A 26,212-nucleotide genomic window follows, 5' to 3' on the forward strand; every position below is an offset into this window, starting at 1 on the left:
CAGCACGATCAGAGGAAAGAGCCGTGAATTAAAGACAAGAAGGGTCTGTTTTTCGGCCGACTTGGATTTTTTGAACCTCAAGCAGCGAGGGCCTCAAAAATCGGTGGGTACTTCAGACCTTCCTTAGTAATCCATTCTTGAAGGGCAATGTTGCTTGCACCCACACGCAATCCCAAATACCACTTGTAAATTTTGTGTCCTCGACCCGCAGGCTCAGCAACTTTCTCCAATCTGAAATACTCGGCGCCATAACGAACAGGTGCAATCGCCTCCAATGTCACTGAACTGTCACTGCCACCCATTAAAGAGTGAGGGTTATTGCTTTTCACCACCTGACCATTGGGGAGGGTAATAGCGGCAGCTATCCTGGTTTCATCCAATTGATCACAGCTGACCCAGCGCTCAACCACCACCCCGTTTTCATCTTCATCGCTGGCGTGACGACGCTGACGCCCTCCCGCGCCTGAGATGTCATGCCTGTATTGGTTGGGCACTTCACGGACAATCCACTGCGACCCAAGATCATGCCCGCCATGATAGTGAATCAGTTTAAGGCTTTTGAGCATGGCATCCGGAGGGCGAACATCTCGCCCATTGTTATCGATGCAGCTTATTAATACGGTGATTCGCGCTTGCATCCTCGCATTCGCATAAATTTTTTTAGCCACATTATTGGGGTGTGAGTCAAAAACCACGCTTAACTTTGAAACCCCTGCAATGTCGTTCACATCGACTGCAGCACTATCCTTTAATAATTCGCTCATCAGTACGCTCCCTGTCTAATTTTGACCGCACAGATCCTTCCATGCCTTTGCAGATTAGCTCAGCCACTCAGCAACAGAGAACCGTATGTTCTATACAAGCTGTAGGCTGATTCTCCGCAATCGCATCAGACTAAGTTGCTCAGCTAGCGAATACCGTTCACGCGCCTTTAAAAAGAACATTCAGTTCAGAAAACTATTATCAGGACAATTGAGTTATGCACCGTCGCACACAGGGAGTATTTAAATCCACATGACGGGCAAACTTCCGCCTACAAAAAATAGCGTTGAGTTAGAAAAGTTTCCCACATAAATTGCAACGCCTGCACCTGCATCGTCGCTTTCGTTGGCGGGATGTTTCCTTGAAAGTCCGCACCACCTTGGGCGTTGGAAGTGCGCGGATAGTCTCGCCAAGACGCAGAGATCAGTGACCGGTTTTGACAGACCGCATGAGAACGAGCAAGGCAATCGCAAGCCATTTCACCGTGTCATGGCGATTGTGTGCGGGGCACTTTCGGGTGCGCCGGGTCTTGGTTGTTCTCCCCGGCCTGTCAACCTGCACACAACTGCCACCTTTCGATTGACCGCGAAACTGCAGCAGCTCTTCCAACTTGAATGTGGGAACAAATCGATGAAAACAATCGTCCCCGACCCACCCCTCCATTCCCTGCACACCACGGCCCATTCCGGCTCGTCCTTATTCAGCATCAACCCCGGCGTCACGGCTCAGGAAGCCTTGCAGCAGGTCTCCCTGTTGCTCAAAGGGCAGAACTGAACGCCGACGACATGAGCTCCCGCCTCAACCGCTTTGAAGCTGAACGGTTGTGGAGCGTGATTCACAACGTGGAAATGGCGCGCGCCGTGGTCGACGCGCTGTTGGCAGGTGTACAGCCGACTCAGTGCGCGTCGTTGTAGACGAACTTGGGCATTTCCCAGTTAAAGCGGATTGCCAACAGGCGCAACAAAAGCCCACCGAACAGGGTGACAAAAATCGCCTGCTCGTTGGGCATGTTCCAGTAGGTACACAGCAGAAAGCACCACGCAGCCGCAAATGAAACGCTGGCGTAAAGCTCACGGCGGAAGATCAATGGGATGTCGTTACAGAAGATGTCTCGCAGGATGCCGCCAAACACACCGGTAATCACGCCACTGACGGATGCGACCAGCATGCCTTGGCCCATTTCCAGCGCGGTCATGCAGCCGATCAGGGTGAAAGCCACCAGCCCCAGCGCATCGAGCACCAAAAACAGCGAGCGCAGGTGACGCATCAAGGGGGCAATGAAGATCGTGACCAGCGCTGCAAACGTGGTCAGGACCAGGTATTCCGGGTGTTTAACCCAAGTCAGCGGGTAGTGACCGAGCAGCATGTCGCGCACCGAGCCGCCACCGAGCGCCGTGACGCACGCAATCAGCACCACACCAAACCAGTCCATGCCCCGACGCCCGGCAGACAGCGCCCCGGTCATGGCTTCGGCAGTAATGGCAACTAAATAGAGCATCAGCAACATGGCGGCGTTCCTTGCAATAAGGCGCGCAGTCTACTCAGTTGGCGCGGGCACCAAAAGGGGGCGGCGTGGGCACGACTGTTGTGAAGGTTGTCGGCAGGCCACGCCACCGCTGAAAACGGGTTGCCGCTGCGCCCTTAGCAGCCTGGGGTAGCGGCGACCGGCACGTGCTTCAGAACTTGATGAAGTGTTTGCGGTAGTGCTGCAACTCGGCAATCGACTCACGGATGTCGTCCAGCGCCAGGTGCGTGCCTTTTTTCACCAGGCTGTCGCGCACTTCGGGTGCCCAGCGAGCCACCAGTTCCTTGAGCGTCGAGACGTCAAGGTTGCGGTAATGAAAGTAGCTTTCCAGGGTTTTCATGTGGGTATAAAGAAAGCGACGGTCCTGGCAGATGCTGTTGCCACAGATCGGCGACTTGCCTTTAGGCACCCATTGTTCGAGGAAGGCAATGGTCTGTGCCTCGGCCTCGGCCATGCTGGTGGTGCTGTCTTTGACGCGCTGGGTCAGGCCGCTGTTGCCGTGGGTGCGGGTGTTCCACTCGTCCATGCGCGCCAGTACGTCGTCGCTGTGGTGGATGGCGATGACCGGGCCTTCAGCCAGGGTGTTGAGGTTGCTGTCGGTGACGATGGTGGCCATTTCGATAATGACGTCGTTGTCTGGGTCCAGACCGGTCATTTCCAGGTCAATCCAAATCAAATTCTGTGGGTTTTGCATAGAAGGCTCCTGGGCTTAGTCGCGCAGTTTAGCTTAGGCACGCAGCCCACGTGCTAAACTCGCCAGCGTTTTACCCTCCTTATCGTTTTATCAACACGGAACACCCATGGCCAAACGCCAGCTCAACCGTCGCCAAAACTGGCGCATCGAAAAGATCCAGGGCGAGCGCGCTGCCCGCGCCGCCAAACGCGAATCCAGTGCCGTCGAAGCGCTTGAAGGGGGCGATCTGGGCCCCGAGCAACTCGGTCTGGTGATCGCGCACTTCGGTGTGCAGGTCGAGGTCGAGGCCCAGGAAGGCGAGCTCAAAGGCCAGATGTTCCGCTGCCATTTGCGTGCCAACCTGCCAGCCCTGGTGACCGGCGACACCGTCGTATGGCGCGCGGGCAACCAAGGGATTGGCGTGATCGTCGCCCAGTTGCCCCGCAAAACCGAACTGTGCCGCCCGGACAGCCGTGGCCAGCTCAAGCCGGTTGCCGCCAACGTCGACATGATCGTGATTGTGTTCGCGCCGATGCCCGAGCCACACGCCAACTTGATCGACCGTTATCTGGTCGCCGCCGAGCATGCGGGGATTCGTCCGTTGCTGTTGCTCAACAAAGCCGACCTGATTGACGAGCAAAACGCCCCTGCGCTGAATGCGCTGTTGGGGGTTTATCGTCAGTTGGGTTATCCGGTGCTGGAAGTGTCCGCACATCACGGCGACGGCATGCAGCAGTTGCAAGCCAAGCTGGACGGGCACATCAGTGTGTTTGTGGGTCAGTCGGGCGTGGGCAAGTCGTCGCTGGTCAACAGCTTGCTGCCCGAGGTCAACCTGCGGGTCGGACCACTGTCCGAAATTTCCGGTCAGGGCACGCACACCACGACCACGGCGCGGCTGTTCCACTTCCCGGGTGGCGGCGAGCTGATCGACTCCCCTGGTATTCGCGAGTTTGGTCTGGGCCACGTGAGCCGGGCGGATGTGGAAGCCGGGTTTATCGAGTTCCACGATTTGATCGGCCGTTGCCGCTTCCGCGACTGCAAGCACGACCGCGAGCCGGGCTGTGCCTTGCTGATGGCGCTGGAAGATGGCCGCGTGCAGCAACAACGCATGAACAGCTACCGCTCGATCATCGCCAGCCTGCCTGAGTCGAGTTACTGAACGGTGCCTTCACCCTCTGAGCGAGGGTGAAGGCATGCGACATCAAGGCTTCGGTGTTGCTGGCGCCTTGTCATCAAACAGGTTCAGTTTTTCCCGTTCTTCATGCATGGCGGGTGGCACTTGGTCAGCCGGCAGGGTGATCGGGTCAATCGGGGTGGTCGGCGCCTGCGGCGTGGCCATCTCGGCGCCCTGCTCACCCTCAATCGCCTGCTGCGCTTTCTTCGTCAACACCACGATGTCGATGCGGCGGTTGATCGGGTTCAGCGGGTTGACCTTGTCGAACAGCACCGACGAGGCGTAACCCACAATCCGCGCGACCTGGTCATGGGGATAACTGCCCGCGATCAATGCCCGGCGCGCTGCGTTTGCGCGGTTGGCCGACAACTCCCAGTTACCAAACTCCGCATCGCTGGCATACGGCGTGGCATCGGTGTGCCCGCTGATGCTGACTTTGTTCGGCACGGCTTTGATGGTGTCCGCCATGGCCAGCAATATGTCTTCGAAGTAAGGCTTGAGGCGCGCACTGCCGACGTCAAACATCGGACGGTTTTCCGCGTCCATGATCTGGATGCGCAGGCCGTCAGGCGTGATTTCGAACAACAGCTGGTCTTTAAATTTGCGCAATTGCGGGTTTTCTTCGACCTTGTTCTGCAACTCCTGAAGCAGCAGTTCAAGCCGTTCTTTCTCGACCTGCTCGGCCATGCCTTCGACCTGATCGGTGTCGACCGTGATCTTGTCGGGCTGGGGCTGCATTTTTTCTTCAGGATTGAGGGTGGTGTCCGGCGCCAGGGTCGGCGTGCCCCCCAAGTCGATGATGTACGGCGTGCCGGTTTCGGTGAACCCGATCGGGTCTTTGAAGTAACCGGCAATGGCGATTTTCTGTTCCGGGGTGGCCGTGGACATCAGCCACAGCACCAGGAAGAACGCCATCATCGCCGTAGCGAAGTCAGCGAACGCAATTTTCCAGGCGCCACCGTGGTGGCCCGCCGCGAAGCGCTTGACGCGCTTGATGATGATTGGCTGATTGTTTTCCATGGATCAGCGACCGCGGACTACTTGTTCCAGCTCGGCAAAGCTCGGACGGTGCTTGGGATACAGCACTTTACGACCGAACTCGACCGCCAGCGACGGCGGCATGCCCGAGGCCGAAGCGACCAGCGACGCCTTGATGGATTCGTACACGTTGAGTTCTTCTTTCGCATCGTGGGAGAGCGAGGTCGCCAGCGGGCCGAAGAAACCGTAGGCCGCCAAAATACCGAAGAACGTACCGACCAGCGCCGCCCCCACGTGCACGCCGATCATCGCCTGATCGCCGTCGCCCAGCGAAGCCATGGTCACCACGATACCCAGTACCGCAGCCACAATACCGAAGCCCGGCATGCCATCAGCAATCCCGGTCACGGCGTGGTACGGGTGCTCAAGCTCTTCTTTAAGGCTGAACAGCTCCATGTCAAACAAGCCTTCGAGTTCGTGGGGCGCCATGTTGCCCGACGACATGATGCGCAAGTAATCGCAAACAAACGCGGTCATGCGGTCATCTTTGAGCACGGAAGGGTATTTGGCGAAGATCGGGCTGGCCGCGGCGTCTTCAATGTCGCCTTCGATGGCCATCATGCCTTCGCGACGGCTTTTGTTGAGGATCTCGTAAACCAGCCCCAGCACTTCCAGGTAGAACGTGTGGGTGAAGCGCGAACCGAACATGCCGAGCGATTTTTTGATCACGTGCATGGTCATGTAGCCGGGGTTCGCCTGCAGGAACGCACCAAACGCCGCCCCGCCGATAATCAAGACCTCGAACGGCTGAATCAGCGCCCCGATCTTGCCGTGGGAAAGCACGTATCCGCCGAGCACGCTCGCGAACACGACAATGATGCCGATAATTTTAGCCATAGGAATTCAGGTACTTCTGCGTCGGGTTCAAGGTCATATTCGAGAGTTAAAAAACTCTTCTTCTACTTATCGGCAAAACTGCGCCAGACTATAGGCCATAAAGGCGAAAAGCCAGTTGGGCCCACTCCGGGCGTGTAAACAATGGATGATGACCACTCTCCCATCATGGCTAATGAAACCGGCAACGCGACTCCAACCCCCAATACCCTCGATGCGTGGGTCAAGCAGCTCGACGCTGTTCGCCTGCCCATCCCGCAAGACAGCCACGAGCGCGTCTGCAAGGCAATCAACGACAATCGCCGCTCGTTACGCGACATTGCCGAGCTGATGCAGGACAGTCCTGCATTGGCACTGAGCTTGATCCGCGACGCCAACCACCACACACACGGCAGTTTGAGCGAGCCGGCCGAGAGCCTGGAAGTGGCGATCAACCGCCTGGGGCTGGCCCGCACACAAGAACTGCTTGAACGCCTGCCCGCGTTGCCGTGGGAAGAAATCCCGCAGGCTTTTCGCCAGATTCAACTGATTAGCCAGCACGCTGCGCAACAAGCCAGCGGCCTGTTTGGCAATCGCCTGGCGCGCCTGTGGCAAGAAATCTATTGGGGCAGCCTGCTGTTTCTGTCGCCGCTGTGGGCCATGGCACTCACTCACCCCGAACAGCTCGAAGAGTGGGAACTGCGGGTGATTCACAAAGGTGAATGCGCAAGCAAAGTTGAACTCACACTGTTCGGCGTGCGCCTGTTTGAAATATGCCGCGCGCTGGCGCAATTGTGGCGACTGCCCGAATGGGTGCTGCAAGGTTACGCCGTCATCACCGACGAACAGCGCACGCTGGTCAGGGTGTTGCATATCGCCCGCGACAATCATCATCGTTTGCGTCAGCAGCAACGTCTGGACGCTGACCCGGCACTGCGCCGCTGGTTGAATCAGCCGTCGAACACTGTATTGCTGGCCAATGGCCTGGCCCTGTCGGCCCAGCAGGCCTGGGACACGCCTCACAACTTGCGCTGGCAATACCTGACCAGCCTGTACATGCAAATGCCGCTGGAAGAACTGCAACAACTGGTTCACCAGAACGCGGCCAGCAGCGCGCGCTATCACTCGATGCCCGACCTCTGGCACCCGGCTCAATCCCTGTTGTGGCCGTGGGGCGTGCGTCGCATGCACCGAGGCTTATTGCCTGCCCCGCCGCCGTCGGCCGAATCGCTGGTGGTGTGGCGCAAGCAATGCGGGCAACTGCTGGCCGAACCGAGTTCGTTCACCAATTCGATGCACCTGACCACCTGCGCCCGCGATGCGTTGGTGGCCTGCGGCATGCGCCGGGTGCTGCTGTTGATGGCCGATAAAACGTCGACCAGCCTGAGCGTGCATCAGATTGCCGGATTGCCCAAGGCAGCCTTCGACTTGAGCCTGCAAATTAACCAGAGCGCTGTCCTGCAACGCTTGATGACGCAACCGGCGCAATTTCGCCTGACACCCGAAAACAATGCGCAGATCACAGCGGTCCTGCCAAAAAGTTTGCGTAGCCTGTTTCCCGGCGAACACCTGCTGTTACGCTCGATCAGCAACAACGGCCGCGTGGTGATGCTGGTGCTGGCCGATCAGGGCGGCGGACCGTTTTCTGAGACCACCGTGCAGGCTTTCGGCAAAACCGTGCAATGCATCGAAAAAGCGCTCAACAGCTTTACCACGCGCGGACGTTGACGCTTGCGCTACAATTCGCCCCCTTTTCGCCCTGGAGACCTCACATGCCTGACTTCTCTGGCTTGCCGTTGGTGATTGAGCCCAAAGACCTGCATGATCGGCTCGACGCAGCGAACCTGATTATTGTCGACCTGACCAGCAAGGCACGCTACGCCCAAGGCCACGTGCCAGGCGCGCGCTTCGTTGATCCCAAGCGCACCCAACTCGGCCTGCCGCCTGCTCCGGGCTTATTGCCCACGCAAGCTGCGCTCGAAAAACTGTTCAGCGAATTGGGGCACAACCCTGACGCGGTCTACGTGGTGTATGACGATGAAGGCGGCGGTTGGGCGGGCCGCTTTATCTGGCTGCTGGATGTGATCGGGCACAAGGCGTATCACTATGTAGACGGCGGTATTCAAGCATGGATCGCCGATGGCCTGCGCGAATCAACCGAGGTTCCGACGCCTAAAAACGCACCGGTCACGCTGACCCTGCACGACGAACCCACTGCCACCCGCGAATACCTGCAAAGCCGGTTGGGCGCTGCCGATCTGGCGATTTGGGACGCTCGCAGCCCGGCTGAGTACAGCGGCGAAAAAGTGCTGGCGGCCAAAGGGGGTCATATCCCCGGCGCGAAAAATTTTGAATGGACCGCAGGCATGGATAAAGCCCGCAGCCTGCGCATCCGCACGGACATGGCGCAGATCCTTGAGGATCTGGGCATTACGCCCGACAAAGAAGTGATTACCCACTGCCAGACTCACCATCGTTCTGGCTTTACGTATCTGGTGGCCAAGGCGCTCGGTTACCCGCGCGTCAAAGGCTACGCAGGCTCCTGGGGCGAATGGGGCAACCACCCCGACACCCCCGTCGAACTGCCTGCCAAACATTAAGGACCCGTCATGAAAAAGCGTTTGTTTCTCCTCAGTCAGTACCTGTTGCCGCATCACCTGCTGTCGCGCCTGGCCGGCTGCGTTGCCGAGTGCCGCGTGCGCTGGTTCAAAAATGCCTTCACCACCTGGTTCGCCAAGCGTTATCAGGTGGACATGTCTCAGGCCCTGGTTGAAGACATCACCGCTTACGAGCACTTCAATGCATTCTTCACCCGCGCCCTGAAAGACGGCGCACGCCCGCTGGACCAGACGCCAGGCGCCATTTTAAGCCCGGCCGACGGGGCGGTCAGCCAACTGGGCGCGATTGAACACGGTCGCGTGTTTCAGGCCAAAGGCCACAGCTACAGCGTGCTGGAGCTGGTGGGCGGCGATCCGGCCGTGGCCTCGCCGTTCATGGGCGGTGAGTTCGCCACCATTTACCTGTCGCCCAAGGATTACCACCGCGTGCACATGCCGTTGGCCGGTACGCTGCGTGAAATGATCTACGTGCCGGGCCGCCTGTTTTCGGTCAACCAGACCACGGCAGAAAACGTGCCGGAACTGTTCGCCCGCAACGAACGCGCCGTGTGCATTTTCGACACCGAACGCGGCCCGATGGCCGTGGTGCTGGTGGGCGCGATGATCGTGGCTTCGATTGAAACGGTGTTCGCAGGGTTGGTCACGCCGCCCAAGCGCGAGCTGAAAACCTTCCGTTATGACGAAGCAGCGCGTGCGCCGATCCATCTGGAAAAAGGCGCCGAGTTGGGCCGCTTCAAACTGGGTTCGACCGCAATCGTGCTGTTCGGGCCAGAACAGGTGAAATGGGCGCAAGAGCTGACGGCGGGTTCGCCGGTGATGATGGGCCAGAAGATCGGCGAGTAAATCCTGGCATCGCTGCCGCAGGGTGCGGCAGCGACGACAGTGACGGATTAACCCTGGCTGTTGCGGTCGCGCTGACCTAACAGATACAGCACGCCATCCAGGCCCAGCGTTGAAATCGCGTGCTTGGCCGACTTCTTCACCAGCGGCTTGGCACGGAACGCGACCCCAAGACCCGCGATGGCCAGCATGGCCAGATCGTTGGCGCCGTCCCCGACCGCAATGGTCTGCTCCAGGCTCAAACCTTCCTTTTGCGCCAGTTCGCGCAGCAAGTCTGCTTTGCGCTGCGCATCAACGATCGGCTCGACTGCCACGCCGGTCACTTTGCCGTCCACCACTTCCAGCTCATTGGCGAACACGTAGTCAATGCCCAGCTTGGCCTGCAACTGCTTGGCGAAATAGGTGAAACCACCGGACAGAATCGCGGTTTTGTAGCCCAGACGCTTGAGTTCAGCGAACAGCACTTCTGCGCCTTCGGTCAAACGCAGCGATGCACCGATGGCGTCCAGCACACCGACGTCCAACCCCTTGAGCAAGGCCAAGCGCTCTTTGAAACTGGCCTTGAAGTCCAGCTCACCCGCCATGGCACGTTCGGTGATTTGCGCCACTTGATCGCCCACACCCGCGGCTTTGGCCAGTTCGTCGATGACTTCGGCTTCAATCAGGGTCGAGTCCATGTCGAAAACGGCCAGGCGGCGATTACGACGGAACAGGGTGTCTTCCTGCAGCGCGATGTCGATGTTGAGCGCCTGCGACAACTCGAAGAACTCGGCACGCAAGGCATCAAGGTCAGCCACTTCGCCCGTGACGCGCAGCTCGATGCAGCTCTTGCTCAGACGCGTCGGCGCATCCAGCGGCACGCGGCCGGACAGGCGATCGGTCTGTTCAATGTTCAAACCGTGCTGGCTGATCACCGACGTCACGCGTAACAGCTCCAGGGCGGTGACCTGACGGCTCATCAATGTCACCACGTGACGCTTCTGGCTTTGTTCGTTCACCCAACGCTGGTAATGCGCTTCGCTAATGGGGTCAAAACGCAGTTGCAGCCCTTCATTGGCAATCAGGGGTTGCAGGTCTTTGAGCACGGCCGACACTTGATCGGCTTGCTCGATTTCAACCAGATACCCCAACGACAAAACGCCATGAATGACGGCCTGGCCGATGTCGAGCATGTTCACACCATTGTTGGCCAGCACCCCAGTGATGGCCGCAGTGAGACCCGGACGGTCTTCACCCGTGATGTTTATCAAGACGATTTCGCGCAAGGCACACCCCCATTCGCTAAAAAAAACGCATTCTACCCACTTTCAGTGACCATCGGGCATCGCCAAGGCTTTGCCGCCTGTGGGCCGCTCGCTATACTGCGCACCAATTTAACGGACTAAGAGCCGCGCTCAGTGAACCGGCCATCGCCTGTCAAAACCGATAACTTCTTCCTGCTGATCTTCCGGGCCCTGCGCGATCGCCGCATTCCGCTGGCTCTGCGTATTGCCAGCCATAACGTGATTCTGGTCGCCCTGGCGCTGGTGATTTACGCCGTGGTCATGGGCCTGCAATTCAAGCAGGCCATGCATGATCAGGCCGACGCACTGGGTCAGAGCCTGACCACGCAAACCGCGACGTCTGCCACCGAGCTGCTGGTGTCCAATGACATCCTCAGCCTCAACGTGCTGCTCAATAACCTGACGAAAAACCCGTTGGTGGCGCACGCGGCTATTTATAGCGTTGACAACCGCATCCTCGCAGAAGCCGGTGAGCGACCGAAAAACGGCCTGCTGGGCGAAGCCGAAGGCATGTACCAGACCAAAATCACGTTCCAGGACGTGACCGCCGGGCATCTGCGCATCAGCCTCGACATGAACCAGTTCCAGCAACCGATGACCATCAGCCTGCAAAGCATGGGCATCCTCAGCGCAATTTTGCTGGCGCTGGCACTGGCCTTGAGCCTGCGTCTGGGGCGTCACATCTCCACCCCGTTGTTGCAATTGCGTGTGTGGCTGCGCGAGCCTGATCCCTACACCCCGGCGATCAACCGCCAGGATGAAATCGGTGATCTGGCGCGCCAGCTTCACACTCGCCTGGCACCGCCTGCGCCAGAGCCCGAGCCAGAACCTGAGCCCGATTACGACGACAGCGACTACGAAGACGACGAGCCAGAGCCCTCGTTCGAAGTGCGCAACCTGCGCGACCCGGACTTTGACGAAGCGCCTGCTGCGCCAGCCCCCAAAGCGGCCCCGCGGCACGTGGTTCATGCTGAAGAAGACGACAGCGACGAAGACCCGTTTGCCGACCTGCGCGACACGGGCAGTGCCGCCCCGGCGACCCTGGCCAAGCCGCAGCCGACCGCACCCTCCGCGCCACAGCCGAGCGCTGTGCTGGCCGTGCAACTGGGTGCGCAGGATCAACTGCGTCGCCTGCCCCGCGCCCGCCTGACCGAATTACTGGAACGTTATCGCGACTGCCTGGAGCAAGCCGCCTCGCTGTATGACAGCGAGCTGCACACGCTCAACGATGGCAGCACGCTGATGCTGTTCCACAGCGAAGACAGCGGCGACGACTACCTGACCAACGCCATTTGCTGCGGTGAGCTGTTGCGCGCACTGGGTCACGCCTTGCAAATCGAAGTGGCAGACAGTGGCATCACCTTGCAGCTGCAATTGGGGCTGGTGGTGGGCGAAGGCCTGACGGGCATGAGCCAGATCGACTTGCTGCTGACTGAAACCGCGCAAGACGCGCTGGCGCTGTCACAACACAGCCGCAACTTGCTGCTGGTTGAGCGCAAGATCAGCGACGATGCGCTGATTCGCCAGCGCGCCCGCATCCGCCCGATTGCCAGCCCTGAAGGGGCGTGCTGTGTAGAGCGCTTGATGGAACCGTACCCGTCGATGCTTGAACGCCAATTGGCGCGCATGCACGAGAAGCGCGGGTAAATCCACACACGCACTCACCCCCTCCATCCGGGAGAGGGTTGGGTGAGGCGCTTTTGACCTGCAAAAAAAATCCCGCTCAGATGCGGGATTTTTTTGTAGTGGTCACTGACTCAGAAGCGAAACACTTCCATGTCGGTGCGAATCGGTGAAGCCATCGGAATGCGGGGCTTGTCTGATTCTCCTTTGCGGGCCGGCTTTGGCTCCGGCTTGCGGGACTCCACCAACGGCGGCTGGTTGGCCAACGGTTTAAGGGCCACCGCCAATTGCTGACTCATCTGTTGCAACAACTCGCCTTGAGCCTTGACCTGAGAGGCGGTGGTGCCATCGTGCTGTTTTTCCAGATGCACCATGCGGTTATCACGCACCTGACCGCGACGGTCAATCAGACGCCATTGCGCATCAAGGATGGCCGGCTGATTTTTGCCAGAGTCCAGACGCGTAATCGACAACAACACTTGCACGTCCGGGGCGAAGCCCGCAGGGGCCGGGGCCAATACCACGCGCTGGCTGTCCAGACGCCAGGCCAGTTGGCGAAGCAGCAGTTGATCGATATCCGCCGACAGGCTACCTGCCCAACGACCATCGGTGGCCGCGCTCAGGCTGCCGTCGGTTTGACGTTGCAGCAGGGTTTCACGTTGCAGGTAGTCAGCCACGGTGACCGGGCCGAGTACCACGGCCATGCCGGCGCTTTGCGCGGGCTGGCCGGGGGTGCCGCTGTCCAGTTGGTACAAGGCCGCTGGCTGATGCGTGGAGCACCCCGCCAGACCGAGCACACCGGTCAGCAACGCAATTAAAGGAAGGCGCAGAACGTTCATCATTCCATCCAGGTGGCAGCCATCGGGCGCGCCAAAGTGTGATTCTCGAAAAAGTCGCTGGCCACATCGCCAAGGGGCGGTGCCGCAAGTGCGCCATATCATCCGCGAATATCCAGCCCGACTCCAGCGCCGCGGACCCGATCTACGTGAAAAAACGCAGATCGGGCGCTCTAAACGGGCTTAATTGGGCGTTTCTACCAACATCGCGTCCACGCGCTGGAAACCACGGGGCAATTTGTTGCCTCGACGTCCGCGTTCGCCCTTGTAATGTTCGAGGTCATCAGGCTTGAGCGACAGGTTGCGTTTGCCAGCCTGCAACACCAGCGTGGCGTTGTCGGGTAACACGGCAATATCGGTCACGTATTCTTCGCGACTGGCCACGCGATCGCCGGGTATACCGATGATCTTGTTGCCTTTGCCTTTGCCCAGCTGCGGCAAGTCGCTGACCTTGAAGATCAGCAAACGCCCTTCCGTGGTTACCGCCGCCAACCAGTTATGCTCGCGGTCGGTGACCGGGCGCGGCTGCATGACCTTGGCGCCCTTGGGCAGGCTGAGCAAGGCTTTACCCGCCTTGTTCTTGGCTTGCAGGTCTTCACCCTTGACCACAAAGCCATAACCCGCGTCAGAGGCAATGACGAACAGCGCGTCGTCTTCAGGCAACAGCACGCATTCAAAACTGGCACCCGGTGGCGGCGTCAGGCGACCGGTCAACGGTTCGCCCTGACCACGGGCCGAGGGCAAGGTGTGCGCCGCCACCGAATAACTGCGCCCGGTGGAGTCGATGAACACCGCAAACTGGTTGGAACGCCCCGCCGCCGCGGTTTTGTAGCCGTCACCCGCTTTATAGGAGAGCCCGGTGGCGTCGAGGTCATGGCCTTTACCGCACCGGACCCAGCCCTTTTCAGACAGGACAACGGTCACAGGCTCAGTCGGGACAAGCTCGTTTTCCGACAGAGCCTTGGCTTCTGCACGGGCCACGATAGGCGAACGACGGTCATCGCCGTAGGTTTTGGCATCTTCCAGCAGTTCGCTGCGCACCAGTTTTTTCAGCTTGGCTTCGCTGCCGAGCAGGGCTTGCAACTTGGCCTGTTCTTTACGCAGGGCATCCTGTTCGTCACGCAGCTTCATCTCTTCGAGACGGGCCAACTGGCGCAAGCGCGTGTCGAGGATGTAGTCGGCCTGTGTTTCGGTCAGGGCAAACCGTGCAATCAATTCAGCCTTGGGGTGCTCCTCGGTGCGGATGATGTGAATCACTTCATCGAGGTTCAGGTAAGCCGTCAGCAAACCGTCCAACAGGTGCAGGCGACGCTCGACTTTATCGAGGCGGAACTGCAAGCGCCGACGCACGGTGTTGATACGGAATTCCAGCCATTCCACCAGCAGGGCCCGCAGGTTTTTCAACTGCGGCTTGCCATCCAGGCCAATGATGTTGATGTTGACGCGGAACGTGGACTCCAGATCCGTCACGGCGAACAGATGCTGCATCAGTTCGTCGAGGTCGACCTTGTTATTGCGGGGAATGATGACGATGCGGCACGGGTTTTCGTGGTCCGATTCGTCACGCAGATCAGTCACCATCGCCAGCTTGGTCGGTTTGGCCTGCATCAATGCGGCAATTTGCTCCAGCACCTTGGCGCCCGAGACCTGATGCGGCAAGGCGGTGACGACGATATCGCCGTCTTCCACGTGATACACCGCGCGCATGCGCACCGAGCCACGACCGGTCTGATAGATCTTCAGCAGGTCGGCGCGCGGGGTGATGATTTCAGCTTCGGTCGGGTAGTCCGGGCCTTGAATGTGTTCGCACAGTTGCTCAACCGTGGCCTTGGGTTCATCGAGCAAACGCACGCAAGCGGTGGCGACTTCTCGCAGGTTGTGCGGCGGTACGTCCGTGGCCATGCCCACGGCAATGCCGGTGGTGCCATTGAGCAGGATATTCGGCAAACGTGCAGGCAACACAGCCGGTTCGTCCAGCGTGCCGTCGAAGTTGGGTACCCAGTCCGCCGTGCCCTGACCCAGTTCGCTGAGCAGGACTTCGGAGTAACGCGACAAGCGCGCCTCGGTGTAACGCATGGCGGCGAACGACTTGGGATCGTCCGGCGCACCCCAGTTGCCCTGACCGTCAACCAGTGTGTAGCGGTAGCTGAACGGCTGCGCCATCAGCACCATGGCTTCGTAACAGGCCGAATCGCCGTGGGGGTGAAACTTGCCGAGCACGTCACCGACGGTACGCGCCGATTTCTTGTGCTTGGCGTCTGCGTCCAGCCCCAACTCGCTCATGGCGTAGACGATACGCCGCTGTACAGGCTTGAGGCCGTCGCCGATGTGCGGCAAGGCCCGGTCCATGATCACGTACATGGAGTAGTTGAGGTAGGCCTGTTCGGTGAAGTCGGCCAGTGACCGGCGTTCTACGCCGTCCAGGCTGAGATCAAGGGAGTCGCTCATGCGGACCTCATTCAGTTCGTTGTCTGGCGCAGCAGCATGGTGCCGCCGCGCTGGGTGAATTCAAGTTTTTTCAAAGCGCTCATGCCCAGCAACACCTGTTCGCCGTCCAGCCCCGGCGCAGCCACTGCGCGCACGTTGCGCAACACAATGGCACCCAGTTGCAGGCGGTCGATGTGCGTGCGATAGCCCTGCGCCTGCCCGTTGGCGGTATTGAGGGTCACGGGCACGCCCTTGGGCAATGCCAGTTGCCGGGCCAAATCCAGCGGGACCGCCACGTCGGTGGCCCCGGTATCCAGTAAAAATTCCACCGGCACGTTGTTGATACGGCCGCTGGCGACGAAGTGCCCCTGCACGTTGGCTTGCAGCTTGACGTCGATGAAGCCTTCGCCCTGTTCCGAAACCACGTCGCGGTTGGGGTTCTCCTGACGCTGCTCCCAGCGCCCGAAAAACTGGGTCGCCAGGTACAGGCCCGCACACCAGGCCACGATCATGAAGACACGACCGGCCCGTTTGCCCGGTGGTTGCTGGCTCATGACCGGGCGCCCCAACCACCGGGCGGCGCCGCAAAGCGGTAGACCACCGGACGCGCCTCGCCATCGGCACGCACGTGGCTGCCATTGTCGACACCGATCCAGGCCCCTTGAGCGTCGACGCTCAAGGCTTCGGCATTGCCGTAGGCCGAGGCGTAGCGGCGCGCGGCGGTCAGTGCGTCATTGGCGAACGACCAGCAGCGCTCCACGTGCCCGGTGGCAGGCGTTCGGCGGCACACGCGATAAGCCATGCGTTCGAGGGTGAACAACTTGCCTTCGAACACCGCCAGATCTGCGAAATCCTTGGCCTGCGATTTGGCCTTAAGTTGCGGTGGCGGCTGTTGCGGCCCCGCTTCACTCATGATCACGCAGCTGTCTTCACAGGCCCACACGCTTTGTTTTTTGTGCAGGGTCAGCAAGCCACGGCGCTCGCGCTCTGCCGCCAGCCAGATCTGATTGCCTTGCGGGTTGATCGCAATGCCTTCAAACAAGGCATTGAAATGCAGCAGCATGCCGCTGGCCCGCGCCTGACGCACCAGACCGGCGTCGATTTTCAGCCAGGAGGCGTTGCCCTGCGACGCGATCAGCACCACACCGGCATGGGATTCACTGACCACGTAACGGTTGCCCGCCGCGTCGCAGGTGATGCCTTCAAAATCCAGATCGCCACCGCGCAGCGGGCTGATGGCTTTGCCCATCATGCGCACGCCCCACGGCAAACCGGTCTTCGGCGGCTGGGGTAAGTGGAGGCTCACGGCTTCAGCCAGCCACTCGGGATAACGGGTATCGAGCCGGTAAATCTGATCATCATCGCGGTCAGACACAGCCCACATTTCACCCTGGCACACCGCCAGCCCCGACAGATTGCCGCCGCGCATGCCTTCCACCGGGTGCTCAGACTGCAACACCAGTGCTGGCCATGTTTCGGCCATTACCGGGGTCGCCAGCACCTGCAGCGCCAACAAGGCTCTGCGCATCAGGCCAGCACCTGCGCCAGATTGCCTTTGGATTCCAGCCAGGTCTTACGGTCGCCCGCCCGTTTTTTCGCCAGCAGCATGTCCATCATTTCGGAGGTCGCGGCGAAGTCTTCCAGCGTGAGCTGCACCAGGCGACGCGTGTTCGGGTCCATGGTGGTTTCACGCAGTTGCGGCGGGTTCATTTCACCCAAACCCTTGAATCGCGTGACCTGCGGCTTGCCGCGTTTTTTCTCGGCCACCAGACGGTCAAGAATGCCATCACGCTCAGCCTCGTCGAGGGCGTAGAAAATCTCTTTGCCCAGGTCGATGCGGTACAACGGCGGCATGGCCACGTACACGTGACCGGCGTCCACCAGCGGCCGGAAGTGCTGCACAAACAAAGCGCAGAGCAACGTCGCGATGTGCAGACCGTCAGAGTCGGCGTCGGCAAGGATGCAGATTTTGCCGTAGCGCAGCTGGCTCATGTCGGCCGCGCCCGGGTCCACACCGATGGCCACGGCAATGTTGTGCACTTCCTGGCTGGCCAGCACTTCGCTGCCATCGACTTCCCACGTATTGAGGATCTTGCCGCGCAACGGCAGGATCGCCTGAAACTCTTTGTCCCGCGCTTGCTTGGCGGAACCGCCAGCGGAATCGCCTTCCACCAGAAACAGCTCGGCGCGCATCGGGTCCTGGCCCGCACAGTCAGCCAGTTTGCCCGGCAACGCCGGCCCCTGGGTGATGCGCTTGCGCTCAACTTTTTTACTGGCCTTGAGGCGGCGACCGGCGTTGTTGATCGCCAGCTCAGCCAATTGCATGCCCAGTTCAGGGTGCGCGTTGAGCCACAGGCTGAACGCGTCTTTGACCACACCGGAGACAAACGCGGCCGCTTCGCGGGACGACAGGCGCTCTTTGGTCTGGCCGGAGAATTGCGGCTCCTGCATTTTCATCGACAGCACGAACGCAATGCGCTCCCACACGTCTTCCGGGGCCAGTTTCACGCCACGCGGCAGCAGGCTGCGGAATTCACAAAACTCACGCATCGCATCGAGCAGGCCCTGACGCAAACCGTTGACGTGGGTGCCGCCCTGCGCCGTCGGAATCAGGTTGACGTAGCTTTCCTGAACACTGTCGCCGCCCTCGGGCAGCCACAACAGCGCCCAGTCAACGGCTTCTTTATTGCCCGCCAGGGTGCCGCAGAACGGCTCGTCGGGCAGGCGCTCGAATTCACTGACGGCGTCCACCAGGTAGGAACGCAAGCCGTCTTCGTAATGCCACTCGACTTTTTCGCCGGTGTTTTTGTCTTCAAACGTGACCAGCAGACCGGGGCACAGCACGGCCTTGGCCTTGAGGACGTGCTTGAGGCGGCTGACCGAGAATTTGGGGGAGTCGAAGTACTTCGGGTCCGGCGCAAAGTAGACGCTGGTGCCGGTATTGCGCTTGCCGACGGTGCCGATGATTTCCAGGTCGGTGGCTTTGTAGCCATCGGCGAAGGTCATCTGGTACTCGTTGCCATCACGCTTGACCTTGACCCGGACCTGGGTCGACAAGGCGTTAACCACCGAGATCCCCACGCCGTGCAGGCCGCCGGAGAACTGGTAGTTCTTGTTCGAAAACTTACCGCCCGCGTGGAGCTTGGTGAGGATCAGCTCGACGCCTGACACGCCCTCTTCGGGGTGAATGTCCACCGGCATGCCGCGCCCGTCGTCGCTGACTTCCAGCGAGTGGTCGGCGTGCAGGATGACGTTGACCGATTTGGCGTGACCGGCCAGGGCTTCGTCGACACTGTTGTCGATGACTTCCTGAGCCAGGTGGTTGGGCCGACTGGTGTCGGTGTACATGCCGGGGCGTTTGCGCACCGGGTCGAGGCCCGAGAGGACTTCGATGGCGTCGGCGTTATAAGAGCTAGCGCTGGGAGTGGCCATAGGGTCTCGTCGTCAGTCGTAAATAAAGAAAATAAAGGCCATTCGCCGGTGCCTCACAGGGCCGCGAAGTCGATGGCCTGGTACTGTTCTGCTGCTACTCCGGCAAAGCTCAGCAGCGCGGGCAGTTGCCGGGCAAAACCTTGATAACTGTGATCGCCCCCGGCCTGAATGCGCAAGGCACACGCTGCGTAGTACGTTTCAGCGTAGCGGTAGTCGAGGGTTTCATCGGCGGTCTGCAGCCACACTTGAATGCGCTGCGGATCGCGGGGCGCCGGGACTTCAAGCGCGGCCAGGGCGTTCACGTGATCGTGGGTCAGCTCCCAGGTCTCGCCGCTGTACAGGTTGGTCTGGGTGCCCAGATAACCGTCAAACATGCGGTGCGGGCTGACGGCCGGGTTGACCAGCAAGGCTTTGAGGCCGTGGCGCTCGGCAAGCCAGGTCGCATAGTAGCCGCCGAGGGAGCTGCCCACCAGCAGCGGGCTGCCCAGCTCGCCAATGGCGGCCTCAAGCTGTGCGATCGCCTGTCGCGGGTGATGGTGCAGGGCTGGCACACGCAGTTGCTCACCAAGACCCATTTGCTGCATCACCGACGTCAACTGCGAAGCCTTTTTGGACTCGGGCGCGCTGTTGAAACCGTGGATATACAAGATGGAACCCGACATGCCATTACTCCCGAGTACAAATTCAGCCAGACACAGCCTTGAGAAAGACGCGCAGTTTAGCCTGACTCGGGGTGAATGACTCGACCCATCATCTGTAAGTTTGTCCAGTGGTCAATATTTGTCTTGGGAGTAGTCGGGTTCGAAGTCAAAGTGCGCCACCCGCGAGATCCCGGTATGCAAAGTGCCATCAGGGTTCAGCTGCAGCCAGCGGTAGCCGGGCGCCTCGCTGCTGACCTTGAAATCCTCGCTGTGGGGCGCGAACTGGAAACAGGTCGAAGGGGTGGCCAGCAACCTGACCGCCTTGCGCTGCTGATCGAAAGGCTGATGCACATGCCCCCACAACACCGCTTTGGCCTGTGGGAAGCGGTCCACCACCGCCCAGAACGCATCAGCGTTGAGCAGGCCGATGGGCTCAATCCACTGGCAACCTACCGGGACCGGATGATGATGCAGGCAAACCAAGTGATGACGTTCCGGCGCTTCGCTCAGTAATTGCGCCAGTCGCTGGAGTTGGTCGTCCTCCAGATAACCATGGCTTTTATTCAGCACGTTGGAATGCAACAACGTGATGCGCCAGTTGCCAACATCGACACGCGGCTCCATCAGCCGGCTTTGAATGGCCGCCTCGCGCATCTGCTGAACATCGTCATGGTTGCCCGGAATCCAGCGCGCCACGGGCGCCAAGGCGGCGGTGGCCTGTCGAAAATACTGGTAGGCCGCGACGCTGCCGTCCTGGGCCAGATCGCCGGTGGCCAGCAACACGTCGACAGCCGGCTGCTCGGCACTGACCAGGTCGATCACCTGTTGCAGGCTGCGCGCGGTGTTAAGCCCCAGCAGGGAGCCGTTTGCGTCAGCAAACAAGTGGCTGTCAGAGAGCTGCACCAGCAGCACCGGGTCTTCAGGGGTCAGGGTGGAAACACTCGGCAAGGCGGCTCTCCCAAGAGGCGTCGATGAAGGGCGCGATTATGCCATTAGCCTGAGCGCCTGCGCTGTCGATCGCAGCCTCGCGATTCGACAGCGACTTGAAGCGGTGTTACCTGACTTGTGCGTATTCGTGACCGCACGTCAGGCAGTGGCTCAACCACTCACCCAGAAACACATTGAGCTGAGCTTTTTCGTGAGGCTGGTGCATGGCGTCATTGGGATAAGGGTAGATGCTGCGAAAGCGTCGTGCATGCTCGGCGCCAATCACTTCGGCCATGCGCGCATCGTGATACACCTGAACCTGCAACTCGGGCACCGGCAACCACGGCAAGCTATGTTCCTGACGCACGCGCAGGGTGCTGGTGTACGGGCAGTCGAGCATCACTTCAAGGGTCAGTACGCCCAGCATCTGATCGCCCTGGGTCACGGCAATGCGCCGCGCATCAGGCTGCTCGCGCATGTCGGGCAACAAACGCATCAGGCGCGCGTAATTGGCCTCGCAGGCAGCCTGCAAGCCAATCAAGTCGACCCGATAACGGTCGCGCACCCCGTTTACGACCATAACCCCCTCACCTCGGCGCGATTGAGCGCCAGCCATTGCAGGGCAATGATGCTCGCTGCATTGGAAATTCGACCATCGCGTACTGCCTGAAGCGCATCTTCGTACGCCCAAACTGTCACTCGAATATCTTCCGCCTCTTCCTCAAGGCCATGCAAGCCACCAATGCCTTCGGTGCTGCACCGCCCCACGTACAGGTGCACACATTCGGTGCTGCCGCCCGGCGACGGGAAGTAGCGGGTGATCGGCCACAGCGAGGTGAAGGTCACACCGGCCTCCTCTTCACCTTCGCGGTGGGCCACATCTTCAGGATTGACCTCGCCTTCCTTGTCGATCAAACCGGCCACCAGCTCGATCAGCCACGGCGTGTCGGTCTTGCCCATGGCGCCGACGCGGAACTGCTCGATCAGCACCACCTCGTCGCGCTGCGGGTCGTAGGGCAACACGCAAACCGCATCATGGCGCACAAACACTTCGCGACTGATCTCACGGCTCATGCCACCGGCAAACAGTTCGTGGCGCAAGTGCACGCGGTCCAGTTGGTAGAAACCTTTAAAACACTGTTCGCGCTTGACGATCTCGACTGTGCGGGGCGTAGTCGCCTTCGTGGTATCCGTCATTTCAAACCTCTTGCTGGCTAATTCCTGCCGGGGTGGCCCGCGGCATCGCGCATCCTAACGCGCATGAACGCCGCGATGCAGCCACTTTTCTGACACGGGGATAGACGGATCACCTGCAAACCAACTCTAATTGGCACCTTTAAGCTTAGTGGCGAACGGATGCCCTCGCAGGCAGTCGAACCTCCATAATTTTGCTTTTCTTTTGTTGATGAAGGACGACCATGTCGCTTTTAAAGTTTGCCTCCCTGACCTGCATCGCCCTGACCCTGGGCGCATGCCAGAGCGTATTTCAAGCGTCCGCGCCAAAACCGCTGGCCTTCACCCCTGATGCCTCGGAGCAGCTCAAGGCCGGGTGCAAGGGCCAGGATTGCCCGCTGGTGAACATCGACACCGTACACCCGCAGGGCGACCCCAAACTGGATGCGCTGATCGAAAGCCGCCTGCTGAAAATGACCGTCTTCTCGCCTGAAGACAAACTGGCGCCCTCTCTCAATGCCTACCGCGAACAGTTTTTGCGCACCGCCGACAGTCGCAACAGCAGCTATTTGCAGGCCAAGGTACGTGAGCAGCATGACGACCTGGTGATTATTGAGCTGTCAAGCTATCTGGACACCGGTGGCGCGCACGGCATGCCAGGCCGTGGCTTTATCAACTATTCGCGTAAGGATCAGCGGGAAGTGACCTTGCAGGACATGTTGATTCCAGGTCAGGAGAAAGCCTTCTGGGCTGCAGGAAAAGTCGCGCACAACAACTGGTTGATCAGCACCCGCTTCGGTAACGATCCCGAGTTCGTCAAAAACTGGCCGTTCCAGCAGACCCCGCACGTGGCCTTGCTCAAGGACAATGTGGTCCTCAAGTACGATGTGTACAGCATTGCGCCGTACTCCGAAGGCCATGTCGAACTGAAAATCCCTTACTCGCGCCTCAACGGGATTCTCAAGCCGCAGTGGTTCCCTGCACAACGCTGAGTCTCCCCAGCCCACCCCAACCCTCTCCCACAGGCAGAGGGTTGGGGTGAGGGGCTTTTAGCGGCGACGCCCAAAAGCCCAGTGCAATACCCCCGCCAGCACCAACGCTGGCAAGGTCGCACCCACATCCGGATACACATTGGCCAGCAGGTGATAAGTACTCACCCCGCCCGCCCACGCCAGCAATGCCGGCCAGCAGAACAACGCCGTGGTCACCTGCGCGCTGCGTTTGCGCACAAGGAAGTGATCCACCAGCACCACGCCAAACAACGGCGCAAACACCGAGCCAATCAGCAACAAGAAGTTCTGGTACTGCGCCAGCGGCGCAAAGCAGGCGATAAGGGTGCAGATCCCCCCGATGGCCAACGCCAGATGTTCAACCTTCAATCGCCACAACACCCCGCCCGACACTGCCGCCGAGTGAATGTCCGCGAACGCGTTTTCCGACTCGTCGAGCAAGATCAGCAACAACGGAATCCCCAACCCTGCCCCGGCCAGCGCCAACAACAACGCATTCACCTCGCCACTGGGGGCAAACGCCAAGGTGTACGCCACGCCGAGGCTCATCAGCCAGACGTTACCCAAAAAGAAGCCCGCAGCCGTGCCGCCAAAGACCTTTTTCGCGCGTTTGCCAAAGCGTGAGTAGTCCGCGATCAAGGGCAACCAGGACAATGGCATCGCAATCGCGATGTCAAAACCGACCGCCAGCGGCAGTGAACCGTCGCCCTTTTGCGCCCATAACGCGCCCAGGTCAGCTTTGGAGAACAGGTTCCACGTCAGCCAGAGACAAGCCGCCAACAGCAACCAAATCCCCCATTTGCGCAGGACTTTGCGCACAAACGTCAGCGGCCCGCTGACAGCCAGCAAGGTCGCCAACGCCCCGAAAAACAACGTCCACAGCAGCGGGTTGCTGAACACGCTGGCGTCGCTGAACGCCCGGGCGCCGAGCAGGCTGGCGGCGTCGCGCATCACGATGATTTCAAACGCGCCCCAGCCGATCAGTTGCAGCACGTTGAGCAGCGCCGGGAGCAGCGCACCGCGACTGCCGAGGCTGAGCTTGAGCGCGGCCATGGACGACAGGCCGGTGTCGCAGCCAATCACCCCGACCGACGCCAGTAAGGCGACACCAACCAGCGTGCCGAGAAAGATTGCCAGCAATCCACCCGACAGGCCCAGGCCCGGCGCCAGTAACGCGCCGGTCTGTAACACCATCAAGCCAATGCCGAGGGAAAACCACAGGGAAAACAGGTCGCGTGCACCGAAGACACGCTGGTCCGCCGGGACCGCAGAATCCGGGGAATACAGGCCGGTTACGTTCAAAGAATGTGTCTCGAAAAGAGGAGGACAACCCTGTCAGGGTCTGTGGCCGTTGTCTGATCAGGTAACCGCCGTCGAGGCGCAGTGACACACCTCGACAGGGGCTGCCCTGACGTCACACTTTTTTGTACAGCTGACTGCCTTCCTGCTTGAAGCGCGCGGCCTGCTCGGCCAGGCCTTGGGCCACCTCAACGTCAACCGCGTCGATGCGCTGGTTGGCGGCATAGATGCGCACTTCCTGCGTGATTTTCATCGAGCAGAATTTCGGCCCGCACATGGAACAGAAATGCGCGACCTTGGCCGAGTCCTTGGGCAGGGTTTCGTCGTGGTACGAGCGGGCGGTGTCCGGGTCCAGGCCGAGGTTGAACTGGTCTTCCCAGCGGAACTCGAAACGCGCCTTGCTCAACGCGTTGTCTCGGATTTGCGCACCCGGATGGCCTTTGGCCAAGTCGGCTGCATGGGCCGCGATTTTGTAAGTGATGATCCCGGTCTTCACGTCATCCTTGTTCGGCAACCCCAAGTGTTCCTTGGGCGTGACGTAGCAGAGCATGGCGCAGCCGAACCAGCCGATCATGGCGGCGCCGATGCCCGAGGTAATGTGGTCGTAGCCCGGCGCAATGTCCGTGGTCAGCGGCCCCAGGGTGTAGAACGGCGCTTCGTCGCAGCACTCAAGCTGCTTGTCCATGTTCTCTTTGATCAACTGCATCGGCACATGGCCCGGGCCTTCGATCATGCACTGCACGTCGTGCTTCCACGCGATCTTGGTCAGTTCGCCCAGGGTTTCCAGCTCACCGAACTGTGCCGCGTCGTTGGCGTCGGCAATCGAGCCCGGACGCAGGCCGTCGCCCAGCGAGAAGCTGACGTCGTAGGCCTTCATGATTTCGCAGATGTCGTCGAAATGGGTGTAGAGGAAGTTTTCTTTGTGGTGCGCCAGGCACCACTTGGCCATGATCGAGCCACCCCGGGACACGATGCCGGTCACGCGCTTGGCCGTCAGCGGCACGTAACGCAACAGTACACCCGCATGGATGGTGAAGTAGTCCACGCCCTGCTCGGCCTGTTCGATCAAGGTGTCGCGGAACAACTCCCACGTCAGGTCTTCGGCCACGCCGTTGACCTTTTCCAGCGCCTGGTAAATCGGCACGGTGCCAATCGGCACCGGCGAGTTGCGGATGATCCACTCGCGGGTTTCGTGGATGTGCTTGCCGGTGGACAAGTCCATGACGGTGTCCGATCCCCAGCGGATGCCCCAGGTCAGTTTCGCCACCTCTTCTTCGATCGAAGAACCCAGCGCGCTGTTGCCGATGTTGCCGTTGATCTTCACCAGGAAGTTGCGCCCGATAATCATGGGCTCCAGCTCAACGTGGTTGATGTTGGCCGGAATAATGGCGCGGCCGCGGGCGATTTCTTCGCGCACGAACTCAGGGGTGATTTCTTTCGGGATGTTGGCGCCGAAGCTGTGCCCGGCGTGTTGCTGGTCCAGCAGACCCGCCGCACGCGCTTCTTGCAGTTTCATGTTTTCGCGGATGGCGACGTATTCCATCTCGGCGGTGATGATGCCTTGACGCGCATAGTGCATTTGGCTGACGTTGGCACCGGCCTTTGCCCGACGCGGGTTCTTGACGTGGGCGAAACGCAGTTGGGTCAGTTCGGCGTCTTCAAGGCGCATTTGGCCGAAGTTCGAACTCAGCCCCGGCAGGCGTTCGGTGTCGTTTCGGTCGTCGATCCAGGCCGAGCGCACATCGCCCAGGCCTTTGCGCACGTCAATCTGCACCGACGGGTCGGTGTAGGGGCCTGAGGTGTCGTAGATCAATACCGGGGCGTTGATTTCGCCGCCAAAATCAGTGGGCGTCACGTCCAGGCTGACTTCGCGCATCGGCACCAGAATGTCCGGGCGCGAGCCCTGTACGTAGACTTTTTGCGAGCGGGTAAAGGGCTTGACCGACTGTTCATCGACTTTGGCCGAATCACTGAGGTTAATTGCGTTTTTTAGTTTTGTCGTACTCATCACGGCTCTCCAGACTGCATCCAGGCGGATTGTCGGAGGGAGAACCTGAAAAATGTACGGACTGACCCAAGGACTGGGTGCTGAGTGACGGCCTCGAACGATTGATCATT

General features: G+C 60.0%; 25 protein-coding genes. 8 read left to right on the forward strand and 17 right to left on the reverse strand.

The annotated features are described in order from the left end of the window. Positions 1 to 77: 77 nt before the first annotated feature. On the reverse strand, positions 78 to 764 hold the full coding sequence (locus tag TU74_RS15790; RefSeq protein ID WP_048377048.1) for a hypothetical protein: 687 nt from the start codon (positions 762 to 764) through the stop codon (positions 78 to 80). Positions 765 to 1,392: 628 nt separating this feature from the next. On the opposite strand from TU74_RS15790, the gene TU74_RS24700 reads away from it, so the two are divergent. Together TU74_RS24700 and TU74_RS24935 are read left to right on the forward strand one after the other, a co-directional pair. Then, the gene (locus tag TU74_RS24700; RefSeq protein WP_241485577.1) at positions 1,393 to 1,536 is read left to right on the forward strand and encodes a hypothetical protein; all 144 of its coding nucleotides are present in this window, start codon (positions 1,393 to 1,395) and stop codon (positions 1,534 to 1,536) included. Between the two features lie 11 nt (positions 1,537 to 1,547). Beyond that, the gene (locus TU74_RS24935) at positions 1,548 to 1,676 is read left to right on the forward strand and encodes a hypothetical protein (protein ID WP_277620535.1); all 129 of its coding nucleotides are present in this window, start codon (positions 1,548 to 1,550) and stop codon (positions 1,674 to 1,676) included. Here TU74_RS24935 and TU74_RS15800 read toward each other — a convergent pair. After that, positions 1,658 to 2,269: a trimeric intracellular cation channel family protein gene (locus tag TU74_RS15800; RefSeq protein ID WP_047273115.1), complete on the reverse strand. Its 612-nt coding sequence runs from the start codon at positions 2,267 to 2,269 to the stop codon at positions 1,658 to 1,660. The genes TU74_RS24935 and TU74_RS15800 overlap by 19 nt on opposite strands. 169 nt (positions 2,270 to 2,438) lie before the next feature. Further along, positions 2,439 to 2,981 carry an oligoribonuclease gene (orn, locus tag TU74_RS15805; RefSeq protein ID WP_048377049.1) on the reverse strand — a complete coding sequence of 181 codons (543 nt, stop codon included), beginning with the start codon at positions 2,979 to 2,981 and terminating at the stop codon, positions 2,439 to 2,441. A gap of 106 nt (positions 2,982 to 3,087) precedes the next feature. Between orn and rsgA the strand changes: the two genes are divergently transcribed. Then, on the forward strand, positions 3,088 to 4,119 hold the full coding sequence (rsgA, locus tag TU74_RS15810; RefSeq protein ID WP_047273113.1) for a small ribosomal subunit biogenesis GTPase RsgA: 1,032 nt from the start codon (positions 3,088 to 3,090) through the stop codon (positions 4,117 to 4,119). A 42-nt stretch (positions 4,120 to 4,161) separates the two neighbouring features. On the opposite strand, the gene motB is transcribed toward rsgA, so the two are convergent. Both motB and motA read right to left on the reverse strand, forming a co-directional pair. Further along, positions 4,162 to 5,154 (reverse strand): flagellar motor protein MotB, encoded by a 993-nt coding sequence (motB, locus tag TU74_RS15815; RefSeq protein WP_048377050.1) that lies wholly within the window; start codon positions 5,152 to 5,154, stop codon positions 4,162 to 4,164. Positions 5,155 to 5,157: 3 nt separating this feature from the next. Beyond that, positions 5,158 to 6,009: a flagellar motor stator protein MotA gene (motA, locus tag TU74_RS15820; RefSeq protein WP_047273111.1), complete on the reverse strand. Its 852-nt coding sequence runs from the start codon at positions 6,007 to 6,009 to the stop codon at positions 5,158 to 5,160. Between the two features lie 165 nt (positions 6,010 to 6,174). On the opposite strand from motA, the gene TU74_RS15825 reads away from it, so the two are divergent. Genes TU74_RS15825 through asd form a run of 3 tightly spaced genes read left to right on the forward strand, consistent with a single transcriptional unit; the run spans position 6,175 to position 9,446 of the window. After that, complete coding sequence (locus TU74_RS15825) at positions 6,175 to 7,713, forward strand: HDOD domain-containing protein (RefSeq protein WP_048377082.1); 1,539 nt, start codon at positions 6,175 to 6,177, stop codon at positions 7,711 to 7,713. Between the two features lie 44 nt (positions 7,714 to 7,757). Further along, positions 7,758 to 8,585 (forward strand): rhodanese-like domain-containing protein, encoded by an 828-nt coding sequence (locus tag TU74_RS15830; protein WP_048377051.1) that lies wholly within the window; start codon positions 7,758 to 7,760, stop codon positions 8,583 to 8,585. Between the two features lie 9 nt (positions 8,586 to 8,594). Further along, positions 8,595 to 9,446: an archaetidylserine decarboxylase gene (gene asd, locus TU74_RS15835; RefSeq protein WP_047291638.1), complete on the forward strand. Its 852-nt coding sequence runs from the start codon at positions 8,595 to 8,597 to the stop codon at positions 9,444 to 9,446. A 47-nt stretch (positions 9,447 to 9,493) separates the two neighbouring features. Here the strand turns inward: asd and serB are convergent, their stop codons facing one another. Further along, a complete protein-coding gene (gene serB / locus TU74_RS15840; protein ID WP_048377052.1) occupies positions 9,494 to 10,708 on the reverse strand; it encodes a phosphoserine phosphatase SerB in 1,215 nt (404 codons plus the stop codon). Between the two features lie 132 nt (positions 10,709 to 10,840). On the opposite strand from serB, the gene TU74_RS15845 reads away from it, so the two are divergent. Beyond that, positions 10,841 to 12,373 (forward strand): AhpA/YtjB family protein, encoded by a 1,533-nt coding sequence (locus TU74_RS15845; protein ID WP_047275065.1) that lies wholly within the window; start codon positions 10,841 to 10,843, stop codon positions 12,371 to 12,373. 110 nt (positions 12,374 to 12,483) lie between these two features. On the opposite strand, the gene TU74_RS15850 is transcribed toward TU74_RS15845, so the two are convergent. From TU74_RS15850 to TU74_RS15890, 9 genes are all read right to left on the reverse strand, one after another. Continuing rightward, positions 12,484 to 13,188, reverse strand: coding sequence for a PqiC family protein (locus TU74_RS15850; protein WP_169835834.1), 705 nt, complete (start codon positions 13,186 to 13,188; stop codon positions 12,484 to 12,486). Positions 13,189 to 13,368: 180 nt separating this feature from the next. Then, positions 13,369 to 15,633, reverse strand: a complete 2,265-nt coding sequence (gene parC, locus TU74_RS15855; RefSeq protein ID WP_047273105.1) for a DNA topoisomerase IV subunit A — start codon at positions 15,631 to 15,633, stop codon at positions 13,369 to 13,371. A gap of 11 nt (positions 15,634 to 15,644) precedes the next feature. Further along, positions 15,645 to 16,166 (reverse strand): retropepsin-like aspartic protease family protein, encoded by a 522-nt coding sequence (locus tag TU74_RS15860; protein ID WP_047273104.1) that lies wholly within the window; start codon positions 16,164 to 16,166, stop codon positions 15,645 to 15,647. Further along, on the reverse strand, positions 16,163 to 17,140 hold the full coding sequence (locus tag TU74_RS15865) for an esterase-like activity of phytase family protein (RefSeq protein WP_048377053.1): 978 nt from the start codon (positions 17,138 to 17,140) through the stop codon (positions 16,163 to 16,165). The genes TU74_RS15860 and TU74_RS15865 overlap by 4 nt, the downstream gene beginning before the upstream one ends. Beyond that, positions 17,140 to 19,044: a DNA topoisomerase IV subunit B gene (gene parE, locus TU74_RS15870; RefSeq protein WP_047275061.1), complete on the reverse strand. Its 1,905-nt coding sequence runs from the start codon at positions 19,042 to 19,044 to the stop codon at positions 17,140 to 17,142. Before parE ends, TU74_RS15865 begins: the two co-directional genes overlap by 1 nt. 53 nt (positions 19,045 to 19,097) lie before the next feature. Next, complete coding sequence (locus tag TU74_RS15875; protein ID WP_048377054.1) at positions 19,098 to 19,706, reverse strand: YqiA/YcfP family alpha/beta fold hydrolase; 609 nt, start codon at positions 19,704 to 19,706, stop codon at positions 19,098 to 19,100. A gap of 111 nt (positions 19,707 to 19,817) precedes the next feature. Next, a complete protein-coding gene (gene cpdA / locus TU74_RS15880) occupies positions 19,818 to 20,633 on the reverse strand; it encodes a 3',5'-cyclic-AMP phosphodiesterase (RefSeq protein WP_048377055.1) in 816 nt (271 codons plus the stop codon). A gap of 106 nt (positions 20,634 to 20,739) precedes the next feature. After that, on the reverse strand, positions 20,740 to 21,192 hold the full coding sequence (locus TU74_RS15885; RefSeq protein ID WP_048377056.1) for a DUF1249 domain-containing protein: 453 nt from the start codon (positions 21,190 to 21,192) through the stop codon (positions 20,740 to 20,742). Next, positions 21,183 to 21,809, reverse strand: coding sequence for an NUDIX domain-containing protein (locus TU74_RS15890; protein ID WP_048377057.1), 627 nt, complete (start codon positions 21,807 to 21,809; stop codon positions 21,183 to 21,185). The genes TU74_RS15885 and TU74_RS15890 overlap by 10 nt, the downstream gene beginning before the upstream one ends. Positions 21,810 to 22,030: 221 nt before the next feature. On the opposite strand from TU74_RS15890, the gene TU74_RS15895 reads away from it, so the two are divergent. Next, the gene (locus TU74_RS15895) at positions 22,031 to 22,777 is read left to right on the forward strand and encodes an RsiV family protein (RefSeq protein WP_047279938.1); all 747 of its coding nucleotides are present in this window, start codon (positions 22,031 to 22,033) and stop codon (positions 22,775 to 22,777) included. 57 nt (positions 22,778 to 22,834) lie between these two features. Here TU74_RS15895 and cytX read toward each other — a convergent pair whose 3' ends face one another. Both cytX and thiC read right to left on the reverse strand, forming a co-directional pair. Then, positions 22,835 to 24,097, reverse strand: a complete 1,263-nt coding sequence (cytX, locus tag TU74_RS15900; RefSeq protein WP_048377058.1) for a putative hydroxymethylpyrimidine transporter CytX — start codon at positions 24,095 to 24,097, stop codon at positions 22,835 to 22,837. A gap of 112 nt (positions 24,098 to 24,209) precedes the next feature. Next, a complete protein-coding gene (thiC, locus tag TU74_RS15905) occupies positions 24,210 to 26,102 on the reverse strand; it encodes a phosphomethylpyrimidine synthase ThiC (RefSeq protein ID WP_047291627.1) in 1,893 nt (630 codons plus the stop codon). Positions 26,103 to 26,212 lie beyond the last annotated feature (110 nt).

This window comes from Pseudomonas lundensis, from assembly GCF_001042985.1.
In the GTDB taxonomy this organism is placed as follows: domain Bacteria; phylum Pseudomonadota; class Gammaproteobacteria; order Pseudomonadales; family Pseudomonadaceae; genus Aquipseudomonas; species Aquipseudomonas lundensis.

Excerpts from the sequence above, each read along its gene's own strand:
- parE (WP_047275061.1), bottom strand. The coding sequence starts at position 19,044 with ATGGCCACTCCCAGCGCTAGCTCTTATAACGCCGACGCCATCGAAGTC.
- orn (WP_048377049.1), bottom strand. The coding sequence starts at position 2,981 with ATGCAAAACCCACAGAATTTGATTTGGATTGACCTGGAAATGACCGGT.
- TU74_RS24935 (WP_277620535.1), top strand. The coding sequence starts at position 1,548 with ATGAGCTCCCGCCTCAACCGCTTTGAAGCTGAACGGTTGTGGAGCGTG.
- TU74_RS15885 (WP_048377056.1), bottom strand. The coding sequence starts at position 21,192 with ATGGTCGTAAACGGGGTGCGCGACCGTTATCGGGTCGACTTGATTGGC.
- parC (WP_047273105.1), bottom strand. The coding sequence starts at position 15,633 with ATGAGCGACTCCCTTGATCTCAGCCTGGACGGCGTAGAACGCCGGTCA.
- TU74_RS15790 (WP_048377048.1), bottom strand. The coding sequence starts at position 764 with ATGAGCGAATTATTAAAGGATAGTGCTGCAGTCGATGTGAACGACATT.
- motA (WP_047273111.1), bottom strand. The coding sequence starts at position 6,009 with ATGGCTAAAATTATCGGCATCATTGTCGTGTTCGCGAGCGTGCTCGGC.
- TU74_RS15895 (WP_047279938.1), top strand. The coding sequence starts at position 22,031 with ATGTCGCTTTTAAAGTTTGCCTCCCTGACCTGCATCGCCCTGACCCTG.
- TU74_RS15875 (WP_048377054.1), bottom strand. The coding sequence starts at position 19,706 with ATGTCGGGTTCCATCTTGTATATCCACGGTTTCAACAGCGCGCCCGAG.
- rsgA (WP_047273113.1), top strand. The coding sequence starts at position 3,088 with ATGGCCAAACGCCAGCTCAACCGTCGCCAAAACTGGCGCATCGAAAAG.
- motB (WP_048377050.1), bottom strand. The coding sequence starts at position 5,154 with ATGGAAAACAATCAGCCAATCATCATCAAGCGCGTCAAGCGCTTCGCG.
- TU74_RS15825 (WP_048377082.1), top strand. The coding sequence starts at position 6,175 with ATGGCTAATGAAACCGGCAACGCGACTCCAACCCCCAATACCCTCGAT.
- TU74_RS15850 (WP_169835834.1), bottom strand. The coding sequence starts at position 13,188 with ATGAACGTTCTGCGCCTTCCTTTAATTGCGTTGCTGACCGGTGTGCTC.
- thiC (WP_047291627.1), bottom strand. The coding sequence starts at position 26,102 with ATGAGTACGACAAAACTAAAAAACGCAATTAACCTCAGTGATTCGGCC.
- TU74_RS15800 (WP_047273115.1), bottom strand. The coding sequence starts at position 2,269 with ATGTTGCTGATGCTCTATTTAGTTGCCATTACTGCCGAAGCCATGACC.
- TU74_RS15865 (WP_048377053.1), bottom strand. The coding sequence starts at position 17,140 with ATGCGCAGAGCCTTGTTGGCGCTGCAGGTGCTGGCGACCCCGGTAATG.
- TU74_RS24700 (WP_241485577.1), top strand. The coding sequence starts at position 1,393 with ATGAAAACAATCGTCCCCGACCCACCCCTCCATTCCCTGCACACCACG.
- asd (WP_047291638.1), top strand. The coding sequence starts at position 8,595 with ATGAAAAAGCGTTTGTTTCTCCTCAGTCAGTACCTGTTGCCGCATCAC.
- TU74_RS15830 (WP_048377051.1), top strand. The coding sequence starts at position 7,758 with ATGCCTGACTTCTCTGGCTTGCCGTTGGTGATTGAGCCCAAAGACCTG.
- TU74_RS15890 (WP_048377057.1), bottom strand. The coding sequence starts at position 21,809 with ATGACGGATACCACGAAGGCGACTACGCCCCGCACAGTCGAGATCGTC.
- TU74_RS15860 (WP_047273104.1), bottom strand. The coding sequence starts at position 16,166 with ATGAGCCAGCAACCACCGGGCAAACGGGCCGGTCGTGTCTTCATGATC.